We start from the raw sequence: 15,108 nt of genomic DNA on the forward strand, positions 1-15,108 counted from the left end.
GACCGCTGGGTCAGCTGCCGAGCTGAGCCAGGGCCTCGGTGGCGATCTTCTCGAACACGGCCTCGTCGGCGGCGAACTCGGAGTCCGGAATCGGGGCGTGGATCACCAGCTCGGTGAACCCCAGATCGCGGTGCCGGCCGGCGAAGTCGACGAACGCGTCCACGGACTGCAGCACGGTGTTGGCCTCCGGCGTGAAGCCGGTCAGGAGGATCTTCTCCACGGGCTCCAGGTCCCGCCCGATCTCCAGGAAGGCCGTGCCGAGCCGTTCGAGCTGCCCGCGCAGGGCCTCCCGCGACTGCTCGGGCGTGCCCTCCTCGAAGAGCTTCGGGTCGCCCGTGGTCACCCAGGCCTGGCCGTGCCGGGCGGCGAGCCGCATGCCGCGCGGTCCGTTCGCGGCGACCGCGAACGGCAGCCGGGGCCGCTGCACACAGCCGGGGATGTTGCGGGCCTCCTCGGCGGAGTAGAAGGTCCCCTCGTGGCTCACCGAGCCCTCGGTCAGCAACCGGTCCAGCAGCGGTACGAACTCGGCGAGGCGGTCGGCGCGCTCACGCGGGGACCAGGCCTCCTGACCCAGCGCGGTCGCGTCGAAGCCGTTGCCGCCCGCACCGATGCCGAGGGTGATGCGCCCGCCGGAGATGTCGTCCAGGCTCATGAGGTCCTTGGCGAGGGTCACCGGGTGGCGGAAGTTCGGCGAGGTGACGAGCGTGCCCAGGCGCAGCTGCTCGGTGGCGGTGGCCGCCGCGGTCAGGGTGGGCACCGCACCGAACCACGGGCCGTCGCGGAACGTCCGCCAGGACAGGTGGTCGTAGGTGTAGGCGGTATGGAACCCGAGCTGCTCGGCCCGGAGCCACTGATCGCGTCCTCCCTCGTGCCATCGACGTACCGGAAGGATCACCGTGCTCAGACGCAGACTCATGCTTGGAGCCTACGGCGAGCCCGATGTTTCACGTGAAACGGCGTCGTTTCACGTGAAACATCGCCCGAGGTGACAGCCTCCCGCCCGTGGTCAGGACCTCCACGGCCATGGGCGAAGATGGAGCCGTGACCTCGGCTCCCCAGTGCCCGGACGGGCCAACCCCCACGCCCCGGCTGATCGCCACCGACCTCGACGGCACCCTGCTGCGCGACGACAAGTCCGTCTCGCCGCGCACGGTCGCCGCGCTCGCCGCCGCCGAGGAGGCCGGGATCGAGGTCTTCTTCGTCACCGGCCGCCCGGCCCGCTGGATGGATGTGGTCAGCGACCATGTCCACGGCCACGGCCTGGCGATCTGCGCCAATGGCGCGGCAGTGGTCGACCTGCATGCCGGACGAGAGTTCGTGCAGGTCCGAGCCCTTCCACGGGTGGCCGCGCTCGCTGTCGTCGATGCCCTGCGGGCCGCGGCGCCCGGCACGTCCTTCGCGGTCGAGCTGACCACCGGCATCAATTACGAGCCGACGTACCCGCCCTTCTTCAAGGACCCGGGTGCCCGGGTCGCCACCGCCGAGAAGCTGCTGCACGAGGACACGGACGAGAGCTCCGCCCCCGTGCTCAAGCTGCTGGCGCACCACGGCGAGCTGGCCCCGGACGAGTTCCTGACGCTGGCGCGGTCCGCCGCCGGCGAGCACGCGTCGATCACCCGGTCCAGTCCCACCTCGCTGCTGGAGGTCAGCGGGCCGGGCGTGTCCAAGGCGAGCACCCTGGCACTGTGCTGCGCCGAGCGGGGCATTTCTCCCGCCGAGGTCGTCGCCTTCGGGGACATGCCGAACGACGTGGAGATGCTCAGCTGGGCGGGCACCTCGTACGCCATGGGCAACGCCCACCCCGATGTGATCGAGGCCGCATCCGGCCGTACGGTCGCCAACAACGAGGACGGGGTCGCCCTCGTCATCGAGCGCATCCTGGCCGAACGGACCGCAGAGCAGCAGGCCTAGGCTTTCGGATCTTGCCGGATGAGCCCGGGTCGTCCGGTGCATGGGGTCTCCCCAGGCCCGCAGGGCCTAGGGGAAGCCTCGCAAGGTGGAGGGGCGCTCGTGTACAGGACGTACTCGAGTGCCCCGACAACCTGGGGTCCCCCCGGACGGAGTCTGGGGGATGAGGTGCCGTGCCGGGCGGGCCGGCCCCGGCAAGATCCGGAAGTGAGGCCTAGACAGCGGGCTGGAGCGGGGCCTCCCACACCACGGTGGTCCCGCCGCCGGCCTCGCCGATGCCCGGACCGTACGAGCTCGCGCCGCCCAGCGACTCGGCCCGTCGGCGCAGGTTCCGCAGCCCGCTGCGGCGGCCGCCCTCCGGGATGCCCACGCCGTCGTCGGCGACCTCCAGCCGGACCCCGGGCCGGCCGTCGGCGAGCGTGATGGTCGAGTCGATGACCACGTCGATCCGGGTCGCCTCGGCATGACGGAAGGCGTTCGACAGGGCCTCACGCAGCGCGGCGATCAGGTTCTTGCCCACCAGCTCACCGACGACCGTGTCGACCGGGCCGAGGAAGCGGTGCGCGGGCTTGAAGCCCAGGGGCACCGCAGCCATGTTGATCTCCCGCAGCACCCGGGTACGCAACCCGGACGGAGCCTCCGCCGGACCCTGTTGGAGGGCGAAGATCGCGGTGCGGATCTCCTGGATCGTCACGTCCAGTTCGTCCACGGCCTTGCCCACGCCGTCGCGCACCTCGGGGACGACGGTCCGGCGCTGGGCTCCCTCCAGCATCAGCCCGGTGGCGAAGAGCCGCTGGATGACCAGGTCATGCAGGTCGCGGGCGATCCGGTCACGGTCCTCGAACACCGCCAGCCGCTCGCGGTCGCGCTGTGCCTCGGCCATCATCAGAGCGAGCGCCGCCTGTGAGGCGAACTGGGTGGCCAGGGTCCGCTCGGCCTCGGTGAAGGGACGCCCGCCGCGGGCCCGGGGGGTGACCAGCGCGCCCAGCACCCGCCCGCCGCTCTGCAGCGGCAGCAGCATGCACGGGCCGTACCGGCTGGTGAGCTTGCTGGTCATGCGGGGGTCGGCCGCAGCGTCGTCCACGAAGACCGGCTCACCCGCCAGCAGCCTGTCCACCACCGGGCTCTCGGCCGGGATCACCACGCCGAGCGAGGTGGCCGGGTTCTCGGAGGAGACCGCGACGATCTCCATACCGCCCTCCTCGGCCGGCAGCATGACGATCCCGGCGGCGGAGTCGGCCAGCCGGCGGGCCTGTTCGGCGACCACCGCGAGCGCGTCGTCCGCGTCCCCGCCGGACAGGAGAGCGGTGGTGACGGCCACCGAGCCGTCGATCCAGCGCTCGCGCTGGGTGGCGGCCTCGTACAGCCGGGCGTTGCCGATGGCGATGCCCGCCTCGGTGGCCAGGACCCGGACCATGTGGAGGTCGTAGTCGCTGAACTCGCCGCCGCCGTTCTTCTCGGCGAGGTAGAGATTGCCGAAGATCTCGCCCTGCACCCGGATCGGTACTCCGAGGAAGGTCTTCATGGGCGGGTGGTGCGGCGGGAACCCCGCCGAGCGCGGGTCCTTCGTCAGATCGGCGAGCCGGACCGTGTCGGAATGCGAGATCAGCGCTCCGAGCAGGCCCCGTTTCCCGTCGGGGCGGTGTCCGATCTTCCGGGCCTGTGCAGAGCCGATCCCGTGGGTGACGAAGTCCGAGAGCCCGCGGCCCTCCATGTCGACGACGCCGATCGCCGCGTAGCGGGCGCCCGCGAGCTCGGCCGCGGTCTCGCAGATGCGGTCCAGCGTGGAGTGCAGCTCGAGCCCGGTCCCGACCGACCTCATGGCCTCCAGCAGTTGCGGTACGCGGGCCGTGAGCTCGGTGGACAGGCCGTGCAGACTCCTGGTGGCCTGCGTGGCGGCCACCAGCGGGTCCGAAGCTCCCGCAGTTCCCGCAGTCGCCGACGCTCCCGGCGCACCCGGCGCTCCCGGCAACGGATTCGGCAAGGGGCCCGGTGAGGGATCCGGCGATTCCTGCGACTGCTGCGCTGACATGGTCCTGAGCGTAGTTAGTCCCTATTGACGGGGAAAGTTGGCCAAAGTCCCGTCCGTTGCCCGCTCGCGCTCCAGCAGCCGCCTCAGCGGTCCCTCGACGGCGGCCAGCTCCGCGTACGGGCCGTGCTGCACGACCTCGCCGCGGTCCAGCACGAGCACCTCGTCGACCGCCTCCAGACCGGCCAGCCGGTGCGTGATCAGCACGGTGGTCCGGCCCTCGGTCACGGCCAGCAGATCCGCCGTCAGGCCGTCCGCCGTGGCCAGGTCCAGATGCTCGGCCGGCTCGTCCAGGACCAGCACGGGGAAGTCCGCGAGCAGGGCCCGGGCCAGGGCCAGCCGCTGGCGCTGACCACCCGAGATCCGCTCGCCGTGCTCTCCGACCAGCGTGTCCAGTCCGTCCGGAAGGCCGTCGGCCCACTCCAGCAGCCGGGCCTCGGCCAGCGCCTGCCGCAGCTGCTCCTCGCTCGCCCCGGTCCGGGCCAGACGCAGGTTCTCCCGTACCGAGCTGTCGAAGATGTGCGCGTCCTGGGCACACAGGCCCACGAGGGCCCGTACGTCGTCGCCGTCGAGCGTGCGCGCGTCGCTCCCGCCCAGGCTGTACGAGCCTTCGGCCGGGTCCAGGAACCGGAGGAGGACCTGCGCCAGGGTGGTCTTGCCGGACCCCGAGGGACCGACGACGGCGATGCGGCGGCCGGCCTCCAGGGTCAGGTCCACGTCCCGCAGCGCGGCACGCTCCTGGCCGGGGTGGCGGGCGGTGAGCCCCGTCAGCCGCAGCGGGAACGGCGAAGCCGGGGCCGCGGCGGGCTGCTCCGGCTCGGCGACCGGGACCGGCGCGTCGATGACCTCGTAGACCCGCTCGGCGCTACGGCGCACCCGCTGGCGGTACTGGACGGCGAGCGGAAGTCCGTTCACCGCCTCGAAGGCGGCCAGCGGCGTCAGGACCGCGACGGCCATGGCCACCCCGGACAGCCGTCCGTCGTGAACGGCGTTCGCGGCAGCGGCGGCGGCGGCCACGACGGTGAGCCCGCACACCAGGGCCGACAGGCCGCCGCCCAGCCCGGCCGCGGCCGAGCCCCGCGCGGCGATGCTCGTCAGCAGGCCGTCGCTCTCGCGCGTCCGGCCCTTGCGGTCCTCCAGCGCACCGGCCACGGTCAGCTCCGCGGTCCCGGTGAGCAGATCGGCCACCCTGGTGGCGAGTTCGCCCCGGGCGGGGGCGAGCCTGCGCTCCGCACGGCGGGCGCAGGCGCCGCTGACCAGCGGTACCGCGACACCGGCGGCGAGCAGCCCGACGGCGAGTACGGCTCCGGCCTCGGGCAGCAGCCATGCGGTGAAGGCGACCGAGCCCGTTCCGACGAGCACCGCCGTACCGACAGGCAACAGCCAGCGCAGCCAGTAGTCCTGCAGTGCGTCGGCGTCGGCCACCAGCCGGGCCAGCAGGTCCCCACGCCGGTGTTCGCGCAGCCCGGCGGGCGCGATGCGCTCCAGTCGGCGGTAGACGGAGACCCGCAGGTCGGCGAGCATCCGCAGCACGGCGTCGTGCGAGACGAGCCGCTCGGCGTACCGGAAGACGGCGCGGCCCATTCCGAAGGCCCGGGTGGCCGTGACGGCCACCATCAGGTAGAGCACGGGAGGCTGTTCCGAGGCCCGCGAGATCAGCCAGCCCGACACCGCCATCAGGCCGACACTGCATCCGACGGCCAGCGCCCCGAGCAACAGCCCGAGCCTGAACCGTCCTTGCCACGCCCTGGCGACCGCCCGCACCCGGCGCAGCGGATCCCCGGCCGAGCCCGAACCGGCCACGCCCGAACCGGCCGAGCCCGAACCGGCCGGGCCCGAACCGCCGCCGGTCACCGCCCGCTCGCGCGCCGCACCGAGGATCCACTCCCCGGAATCCGGGACGTGTTCGCCGCGGTCACCGGCCGCACCGGAGGACAGCAGCCCGGCGCCGGCCGGGGAAGCAGCGCGGCGGGGGAGTGTCCCACCGGCGAGAGCCCCCTCGGGGCCGTCGCCCGCTGCCATGGCCACCACCCGGTCGGCGACGGCGAGCAGCGCCGGCCGGTGCACGACCAGCAGCACGGTCCGCCCCGCGGAGAGCCGCCGGACCGCGTCCACGATCCCCGCCTCGGTCTCGCCGTCCAGCGCCGCCGTCGGCTCGTCCAGCAGCAGCACGGGCCGGTCCGCCAGGAACGCGCGCGCCAGGGCCAGACGCTGCCGCTGACCGGCGGACAGTCCCACACCGCCCTCGCCCAGCAGGGTCTCCACCCCGCGCGGCAGCGCGGTCACGAACTCCCAGGCCCCGCCGTCCTTCAACGCCTGGGCCACATCGGCGTCGGAGGCCCCCGCGCGGGCCAGCCGCACGTTCTCGGCGATCGTTCCTGCGAACAGATGCGGCCGCTGCGGCACCCAGGCGATCTGCTGCCGCCACTGCGCCGGCGACAGATCGGCCAGGTCCACGCCTGCGACCCGGACCCGCCCGGCGGTCGGTGTCACGAATCCCAGCAGCACCTGGAGCAGCGTGGACTTCCCCGCTCCGCTCGGACCGGTGAGGGCCACGCACTCCCCCGGCCCCACCGTGAGCGAGACCGGCCGGGGCGAGTCCTCGGCGCGGCCTTCGTAGCGGACGGCGATCCCCTCGATCTCGATCCGCAGGGGGGCACCACCCGGCAGCTCGGCCTTCCCGGCCGTACCGGTGGTGGGGGTCTCCAGAACCTCGAAGATCTCCTCGGCGGCCGCCAGCCCTTCGGCGGCCGCGTGGTACTGGGCCCCCACCTGCCGCAGCGGCAGGTACGCCTCGGGCGCCAGGATCAGGATGACCAGCCCGGTGTAGAGGTCCAGTTCGCCGTGGACCAGCCGCATGCCGATGGTCACGGCCACCAGGGCCACCGACAGCGTCGCCAGCAGTTCCAGTGCGAAGGAGGAGAGGAAGGCGATGCGCAGGGTCCGCATCGTCGCGCGCCGGTAGTCGTCGGTGATCTTGCGGATCGACTCGGCCTGCGCCTTGGCCCGGCCGAAGACCTTCAGGGTGGGAAGCCCGGCCACCACGTCGAGGAAGTGTCCGGAGAGCCGGGACAGCAGCCGCCACTGGCGGTCCATCCGGGACTGGGTGGCCATGCCGATGAGGATCATGAACACGGGGATGAGGGGCAGCGTCACCACGATGATGGCCGCCGACACCCAGTCCTCGGTGACGATGCGGGCCAGCACGGCCACCGGCACGACCACCGCGAGCCCGAGCTGGGGCAGGTAGCGGGAGAAGTAGTCGTCGAGCGCGTCCACGCCCCGGGTGGCCAGTGACACCAGCGATCCGGTCCGCTGCCCGGCCAGCCAGGCGGGCCCGAGTTCCGCGGCCCGGTCCAGCAGCCTGCCCCGCAGCTCCGACTTGACCGCCGCACCCGCACGGTGCGCGGCCAGCTCCGTGAGCCAGGCGATCAGCCCGCGTCCGAGCGCCACCGCCGCGAGCAGCAGCAGTGGCGTCCGGAGCGCCTGGCCGTCGAGCCCCCGCTCGAACGCACCGACCACGATCTCGGCGATCAGCATCGCCTGACCGACGACCAGCCCCGCCCCGGCAAGACCCAGAGCCACCACCGCCCCCAGGAAGAGGCGGGTGGAACGGGCGTACCGGAGCAGGCGCGGGTCGATCGGTTTCACGTGAAACATCCCCTCGGGGAGGTCGTCAGCCGGACGGGCGGGTCATACGTCGCGGGGACTCGGTACAGGACTGCAGGGCTCGGTCAGAGCCCCGTACAGGCCTCAGTGCACATCGACGATGTGCTGCGTCCCGATCCGCTTGCGGAACACCCAGTACGTCCAGCCCTGGTAGAGCAGGACGAGCGGGGTGGCCACGGCCGCACACCAGGTCATGATCTTCAGGGTGTACGCGCTGGACGAGGAGTTGGTGACCGTGAGGTTCCAGGCCTCGTTCAGCGAGGACGGCATGACGTTCGGGAAGAGCGTGAGGAAGAGCATCGCGACGGCCGCCGCGATGGTGACCCCGGACAGTGCGAACGACCAGCCCTCGCGGCCGGCCAGGTTGAAGCCGAGGGCCCCGAACAGCGCCAGCACCGCGACGATCATCGCGATCAGGCTCGTGCCGTCGCCGCGCGAGACCTGGGTCCAGATCAGGAAGACCAGGGCCAGCACGGCGGTGACCACGCCCAGCCGGGTCGCCAGCTTCCGCGAGCGGTCCCGGATCTCACCGACGGTCTTGAGCGAGGTGAAGACCGTGCCGTGGAAGGTGAACAGGGTGAGGGTGACCAGTCCGCCGAGGATCGAGTAGGCGTTCAGCAGGTCCAGGAAGCCGCCGACGTACTCCTTGTTCTCGTCGATCTTGACGCCGCGCACGATGTTGGCGAAGGCGACGCCCCACAGGAACGCGGGGATCAGCGAGGTCCAGAAGATCGCGTGTTCCCAGTTGGTCTGCCACCGGTCCTCGGGGCGCTTGTGCCGGTACTCGAAGGCGACGCCACGGATGATGAGGCAGATCAGGATGAGCAGCAGCGGCAGGTAGAAGCCCGAGAAGAGGGTGGCGTACCAGTCGGGGAAAGCGGCGAAGGTGGCACCGCCCGCGGTGAGCAGCCAGACCTCGTTCCCGTCCCACACGGGCCCGATCGTGTTGATCAGGACTCTCTTCTCCGTGCGGTCACGGGCGAGCAGCTTGGTCAGTACGCCGACTCCGAAGTCGAAGCCCTCCAGGAAGAAGTAGCCGGTCCACAGGACGGCGATGAGTACGAACCAGACATCGTGGAGTTGCATGGTGTGCGCTCCTCGGCCTCAGTACGAGAAGGCCATCGGCCGGTCGGGGTTCTTGTCGTCCCCACCGATCTTGGTGGGTGGGTTGAGGTCTGCCTCGGTGAGTTCCGGGGGGCCGGCCTTGACGTACTTGACGAGGAGCTTGACCTCGATCACGGCCAGCACCGCGTACAGGAGCGTGAACCCGATCATCGAGGTGAGCACCTCGCCCTGGGACACGTTCGGCGAGACCGCGTCCCTGGTGCGCAGAACTCCGTAGACGACCCAGGGCTGGCGGCCCATCTCGGTGAAGATCCAGCCCCAGGAGTTGGCAATGAGCGGGAAGCCCATCGTCCAGAGCGCGACGATCCAGTACAGGTTGGCGAACTTCGGGCTCAGTGGCTTCTTGAAGAGCACCAGGTGGGGGACCTCGTCCTCCCCGGTCCGCAGCTCCGCCGGCAGCATGAACCGCTTGCGGGTCAGCCACAGGCCCAGCACGCCGATGCCGAGGGAGGCCATGCCGAAGCCGATCATCCAGCGGAAGCCCCAGTAGGCGACCGGGATGTTGGGCCGGTAGTCGCCGGGACCGTACTTCTCCTGCTCGGCCTTGTTGACGTCGTTGATGCCCGGGACGAAGGAGGTGAAGTCGTCGTTGGCCAGGAAGGACAGCAGGCCGGGGATCTCTATCGCCACCTTGTTGTGGCCCTTGTCGACGTCTCCGTAGGCGAAGACGGAGAAGGGCGCGGGCGCCTCGCCGTCCCAGAGTGCTTCCGCGGCGGCCATCTTCATGGGCTGCTGCTTGTACATCACCTTGCCGAGCAGGTCACCGCTGATCGCCGTGCCCATACCGGCGATGATCATGACGATCAGGCCGAGGCGCAGCGAGCTCCGCATCACGGGGACGTGCTTCTTGCGCGCCAGGTGGAAGGCGGATATTCCTGCCATGAACGCGCCGCCGACCAGGAAGGCGGCCGTGATGGTGTGGAAGAACTGGGTGAGCGCGGTGTTCTGGGTCAGCACGAGCCAGAAGTCGGTGAGCTCGGCCCGGCCCCGCTCCTCGTTGATGCGGTACCCGACCGGGTGCTGCATCCAGGAATTCGCCGCCAGGATGAAATAGGCGGACAGGACGGTGCCCATGGACACCATCCAGATGCACGCCAAGTGGATCTTCTTCGGCAGCTTGTCCCAGCCGAAGATCCACAGACCGATGAAGGTCGACTCGAAGAAGAAGGCGATCAGCGCCTCGAAGGCCAGGGGGGCTCCGAAGATGTCGCCGACGAATCGCGAGTAGTCGGACCAGTTCATGCCGAACTGGAACTCCTGGACGATGCCGGTGACGACACCCATCGCGATATTGATCAAGAAGAGCTTTCCCCAGAACTTCGTGGCTCTGAGGTACTTCTCCTTCTCGGTGCGCACCCATGCCGTCTGCAAGCCCGCCGTAAGGGCGGCGAGCGAGATCGTCAGGGGTACGAAGAGGAAGTGGTAGACGGTCGTAATGCCGAACTGCCATCGCGCCAATGTCTCCGGCGCCAAAGCTAGGTCCACGTCGTCTTCTCCTTGTCGTCGCCGTGGTCACAGCCGCAGTCTGCCTGGCGGGTTCCCTCCATACCGGGAGGAAGCAGGACACGCTTGTGAACGCGTTCACATTCACAAGCATTATGTCGCACCACTCTCGGCCACCTTCGAGCGGGGTACCCCTCTAGCCAATCGATTCAACAGATTGTTGAATGCGGCTCATGCAGATACGAATCTCCTGGCCCGCGGGCCAGCTCACCGCAACCCTCGACGAGACCCCGACCAGCAAGGCGCTGGCCGAGGCCCTTCCGATTTCCGCCTCCGCCAACACCTGGGGCGAGGAGGTCTACTTCGACACCGGGGTCTCCGTCGCCCTGGAGGACGACGCCCGGCAGGTCGTCGCCCCCGGCACGGTCGCGTTCTGGACCGAGGGCGACGCTCTCGCGCTGCCCTACGGCCCCACGCCCATCTCGCGCGGAGGCGAGAGCCGCCTCGCGAGCCCGTGCAACGTGCTCGGCTCCTTCGACGGCGACCCCCGCCTGCTGTCCACCGTCCGCGACGGCGATCCCGTCCGCGTGGAACTCGCCTGAACCACCCCGGGACGGTCCGGCCGACAGGACCTCTCCGCCGGACGGGCGGCTCGGAACCGCCCGGGCGCCTTACCGCCTGAGGCCCGTCACCGCCTGCGGCCCCTTGCCGCCCGGGGCTCCGTACCGCCTAGAGCTCCTTGAAGAACGCCTCGGCCGTGTGCAGGAAGAGGTCGTTCGCCTCGGTCTCACCGATCGTGACCCGCAGGCCCTCGCCCGCGAAGGGCCGGACCACCACACCGGCCTTCTCGCAGGCCTCCGCGAACTCGGCGGTCCGCTCCCCCAGCCGCATCCACACGAAGTTCGCCTGCGTGTCCGGAACGGTCCAGCCCTGGGCGACCAGCGTCTCGTGCACCCGCGTGCGCTCGCTCACCAGCGCCCCGACGCGGCCCATCAGCTCGTCCTCGGCGCGCAGCGAGGCCACCGCCGCGTCCTGCGCGAGCTGGCTCACGCCGAAGGGCACGGCCGTCTTGCGCAGCGCCGCCGCCACCGGCTCGTGCGCCACCGCGAAGCCGACCCGCAGACCGGCCAGCCCGTACGCCTTGGAGAACGTACGCAGCACGGCGACGTTCGGGCGGTCGCGGTAGAGCTCGATGCCGTCCGGTACGTCCGCGTCGCGCACGAACTCGCGGTACGCCTCGTCCAAGACCACCAGGATGTCCGAGGGCACCTGGTCCAGGAAGCGCTCCAGCTCGGCGCGGCGCACGGCCGTACCGGTGGGGTTGTTCGGGTTGCAGACGAAGATCAGCCGAGTCCGGTCGGTGATCGCCGCTGCCATCGCGTCCAGGTCGTGCACGTCGCCGTCGGTCAGCGGGACCCGCACCGAGGTCGCGCCCGAGATCTGCGTGATGATCGGGTAGGCCTCGAAGGAACGCCAGGCGTAGATCACCTCGTCGCCCGGGCCGGCGGTCGACTGGATCAGCGACTGGGCCACACCGACCGAACCGGTGCCCGTGGCGATGTGCTCGACCGGCACGCCGAAGCGCTCGGCGAGCTCGTTCACGAGGCCGGTGCAGGCCATGTCGGGGTACCGGTTGAAGTTCCCGGCCGCGGCGACCGCGGTCTCCAGCACGCCCGACAGCGGCGGGTACGGGTTCTCGTTCGAGGACAGCTTGTACGCGACAGGCCCTCCCGCGGCAGCCGGCTTGCCGGGCTTGTATGTCGGAATGCCGTCCAGCTCGGCGCGCAGCTTCGGGCTCTTCTCGCTCACCGCAGGTCCTCCTCGACCGTCCCGTACGACGTCGCCGTCGACTCAATACTGCTCACCTTATGAGGATTCCGCCGTTCCGAGAATGGGGGCGCCAGGAATGCGGGGGAGCGCACGCATATATGCGTGCGCCGGTGGCCTGCGCCGTGGCGCGCATCCCTCGTGCAGGTGAGTTGAGAACGGCCCGAGATCGCATCGTTTTGGCATGCTCGGACCCGACGACAAGCTCCACACTCACCCTCAGCGATCAAATACCTTCATTTCCAAGGTCATTGGGGGTGGCGAACCATGCAGAAACGTGCCTGTCAACGGCTGCATATGCACCCAGACCACCCTCCCCGCCGAGCCCTACTATCGGCTCGCCATGACAGCAGCAGGGAAGCATCAGGTGAGCCGGACCGAGACCACCCGGCGGGCCGCCGGCCGACAGGGCCGGGCCGGCATCAGGGACGTAGCCGCAGCGGCGGGCGTCTCCATCACAACCGTCTCCGACGCGCTCAATGGCAAGGGACGGCTGCCCGATGCCACCCGCCGCCACGTTCGCGAAGTGGCCGACCGGCTGGGCTACCGCCCGTCGGCCGCCGCCCGCACCCTCCGTACCGGCAAGTCCGGCCTCATCGGCCTGACCGTGACGACGTACGGGGATGAACCTTTCACCTTCACCGAATTCGCCTACTTCGCCGAGATGGCCAGGGCCGCCACCTCCGCCGCGCTCGCCCGCGGCTACGCCCTGGTCATCCTCCCCGCCACCTCCCGCCACGACGTGTGGTCCAACGTCGCCCTCGACGGCACCGTCGTCATCGACCCCTCCGACCACGATCCCGTCGTCACCGAACTCGTCCGACAGGGTCTGCCCGTGGTCTCCGACGGCCGCCCCGCAGGCTCCCTCCCCGTCACCGCCTGGGTCGACAACGACCACGAGGCCGCCGTACTCGGCCTGCTCGACCACCTCGCCGCAGCCGGCGCCCGCCGGATCGGACTGCTGACCGGGACCACCACCGACACCTACACCCGGCTCTCCACCACCGCCTACCTCAGCTGGTGCGAGCGCGTCGGCCAGGACCCCGTCTACGAGTCCTACCCCGCCCACGACCCGTGCGCGGGCGCCGTCGCCGCCGACCGGCTCCTCGCCCGCCCCGACCGGCCCGACGCGGTCTACGGGCTCTTCGACCCCAACGGCACCGATCTGCTCGCCGCCGCCCGCCGCTACGGCCTGCGCGTCCCCGAGGACCTGCTGCTCGTGTGCTGCAGCGAGTCCACCGTCTACGCCAACACCGAGCCGCCCATCACCACCCTGTCCCTCAAACCCCGCCGCATCGGCACCGCCGTCGTGCAGCTCCTCATCGACGCGATCGAGGGAGTGAACACCGGACACCCCGTCGAGCAGGTCGTCCCGACCGAGCTCATCATCCGTACCTCGTCACAGCGCAGGCAGCCCCGCACCACCGTCAGCCCGCCCCGTTCGCCGGCCCAGGACTGACCGACAGACCGTCCGGTCGGCCTGCCGAAGGACCGACCGAGGACCGTCCGAGGACCATCCGACGACCGACCGAGCACCGACCAAGGACCGGCCGAGGATTTCAGCAACGCCGATATCGGGAGAAAGCGGTAGGAACGATCGGCTCCGCAAAGGATTCACCACCCCTGGTGCGTCACAGAGCGCGAGCCGCATTCCTATGATGGGCGCACGACATCACGGACCCTCCTCCCTGGAGGTCAGGAGGGTCCGCAGGTGTACGGCAGCGCGACGGTGGTGGAGGGGTCGATGACTCAGGGGGCCGGTCAGGGACCCGCGATGCGGACGGACACGCTGCGGGACTTCCGGGTTCCCGTCACCGAACCCGCCCTGTACGCCGTATCCACGTCCACCGGGCTGCCCGGCGAGCCTCCGGTGTACGGCGAGTACCCGGCGTACTACGAGGACGGCGCGCCGAACGTGCCCCCGCAGCCGGGCTACCCGCCGCAGGCGCCGGCGCACCAGCCGGCCGCGCCGCAGCCACCCGCGCAGCAGCCTCCGTACCCCGACACGCGCCTCCCCGTACACCCCGACGCCGAACCGGCCCACGCAGCGACCCAGGGCCCCGACGAGGACGACCTGGAGGGCTACACCCCGACCTACCGGGACCTGCCCGTCATCGGCCGCGGTGCACTCGGCGGCCCCGGCGACACCGTCCAGGTCCAGTACGTGCCCCAGGACCACGCCGCGGGCCCCGGCCCGCTCTACGTCGTCGGCGACGTCCACGGCTACCTCGACGAGCTCGTCACCGAACTCCACGCCCAGGGTCTGATCGACGCGGAGCGCCGCTGGTCCGCCGGCAACGCCCGGCTCTGGTTCCTCGGCGACTTCACCGACCGCGGCCCCGACGGCATCGGCGTCATCGACCTCGTCATGCGGCTGTCCGCCGAGGCCGCCGCCGCCGGCGGCTACTGCAAGGCCCTGATGGGCAATCACGAACTCCTGCTCATCGGCGCCAAGCGGTTCGGCGACACCCCGGTCGTCTCCGGCGCCGGCACCGCCACCTTCCAGGCCGCCTGGCTCCTCAACGGCGGCCAGCGCACCGACATGGAGCGCCTGCAGGACGTCCACCTGCAGTGGATGTCCCGCCTGGACGCGGCCGTCCTGGAGGAGGGCCACCTGCTGCTGCACTCCGACACCACGGCCTACCTCGACTACGGCGACTCCATCGAGGACGTCAACGACACCATCCACGAGCTCCTCAACCGGGGCGACGCCGACATCACCTGGGACCTCTTCCGCAAGTTCACCAAGCGGTTCGCCTTCCGCGACGAGGGAACCGGCCCGGCGGCCGTACGCGAACTCCTCGACACCTACGGCGGCAGCCGCGTCGTCCACGGGCACAGCCCCATCCCGTACCTGCTCGGCGAAGTGGGCACCGAGGACGGCGACGAGTCGCGCGGCCCAGAAGCCGTGGACGGCCCGCACGTGTACGCGGAAGGGCTCGCCATCGCCATGGACGGCGGCGTGACAATGGCGGGCAAACTGCTTGTCGTACAACTCCCCCTGAGCGACTGAGAGCTTACGGAGAGGGGTATTTCCGGAAAGCCCCTGTCACGGCGTGGCGTGGGCGCTCTACCATCGCTCTATCCGTAGCAGGCTCTCCTCCGTT

10 protein-coding genes are annotated in these 15,108 nt (G+C 70.7%); 4 read left to right on the forward strand and 6 right to left on the reverse strand.

Annotated features, from left to right (window positions below):
* Positions 1 to 10 precede the first annotated feature (10 nt).
* Positions 11 to 916: an LLM class flavin-dependent oxidoreductase gene (locus ACZ4YL_RS25360; RefSeq protein WP_468119538.1), complete on the reverse strand. Its 906-nt coding sequence runs from the start codon at positions 914 to 916 to the stop codon at positions 11 to 13.
* A gap of 107 nt (positions 917 to 1,023) precedes the next feature.
* On the opposite strand from ACZ4YL_RS25360, the gene ACZ4YL_RS25365 reads away from it, so the two are divergent.
* Entirely contained in the window at positions 1,024 to 1,911 is an 888-nt protein-coding gene (locus ACZ4YL_RS25365) for a Cof-type HAD-IIB family hydrolase (protein ID WP_468119540.1), read from the forward strand.
* A gap of 211 nt (positions 1,912 to 2,122) precedes the next feature.
* On the opposite strand, the gene ACZ4YL_RS25370 is transcribed toward ACZ4YL_RS25365, so the two are convergent.
* The 4 genes from ACZ4YL_RS25370 to ACZ4YL_RS25385 form a co-directional block, all read right to left on the reverse strand.
* Entirely contained in the window at positions 2,123 to 3,940 is a 1,818-nt protein-coding gene (locus ACZ4YL_RS25370) for a GAF domain-containing sensor histidine kinase (protein ID WP_468119542.1), read from the reverse strand.
* 21 nt (positions 3,941 to 3,961) lie between these two features.
* Positions 3,962 to 7,588, reverse strand: a complete 3,627-nt coding sequence (gene cydD, locus ACZ4YL_RS25375) for a thiol reductant ABC exporter subunit CydD (protein ID WP_468119544.1) — start codon at positions 7,586 to 7,588, stop codon at positions 3,962 to 3,964.
* 102 nt (positions 7,589 to 7,690) lie between these two features.
* Entirely contained in the window at positions 7,691 to 8,692 is a 1,002-nt protein-coding gene (gene cydB, locus ACZ4YL_RS25380; RefSeq protein WP_468119546.1) for a cytochrome d ubiquinol oxidase subunit II, read from the reverse strand.
* Positions 8,693 to 8,710: 18 nt separating this feature from the next.
* Complete coding sequence (locus ACZ4YL_RS25385; RefSeq protein ID WP_373044213.1) at positions 8,711 to 10,216, reverse strand: cytochrome ubiquinol oxidase subunit I; 1,506 nt, start codon at positions 10,214 to 10,216, stop codon at positions 8,711 to 8,713.
* 191 nt (positions 10,217 to 10,407) lie between these two features.
* On the opposite strand from ACZ4YL_RS25385, the gene ACZ4YL_RS25390 reads away from it, so the two are divergent.
* Entirely contained in the window at positions 10,408 to 10,776 is a 369-nt protein-coding gene (locus ACZ4YL_RS25390; RefSeq protein WP_468119548.1) for a cyclophilin-like fold protein, read from the forward strand.
* 127 nt (positions 10,777 to 10,903) lie between these two features.
* Here the strand turns inward: ACZ4YL_RS25390 and hisC are convergent, their stop codons facing one another.
* The gene (gene hisC / locus ACZ4YL_RS25395) at positions 10,904 to 11,983 is read right to left on the reverse strand and encodes a histidinol-phosphate transaminase (RefSeq protein ID WP_389121221.1); all 1,080 of its coding nucleotides are present in this window, start codon (positions 11,981 to 11,983) and stop codon (positions 10,904 to 10,906) included.
* A gap of 361 nt (positions 11,984 to 12,344) precedes the next feature.
* Between hisC and ACZ4YL_RS25400 the strand changes: the two genes are divergently transcribed.
* The gene (locus tag ACZ4YL_RS25400) at positions 12,345 to 13,460 is read left to right on the forward strand and encodes a LacI family DNA-binding transcriptional regulator (protein ID WP_468119550.1); all 1,116 of its coding nucleotides are present in this window, start codon (positions 12,345 to 12,347) and stop codon (positions 13,458 to 13,460) included.
* Between the two features lie 285 nt (positions 13,461 to 13,745).
* Positions 13,746 to 15,014: a metallophosphoesterase gene (locus tag ACZ4YL_RS25405; RefSeq protein WP_468119552.1), complete on the forward strand. Its 1,269-nt coding sequence runs from the start codon at positions 13,746 to 13,748 to the stop codon at positions 15,012 to 15,014.
* Positions 15,015 to 15,108: the final 94 nt, after the last annotated feature.

This window comes from Streptomyces sp. NPDC030021, assembly GCF_055574035.1.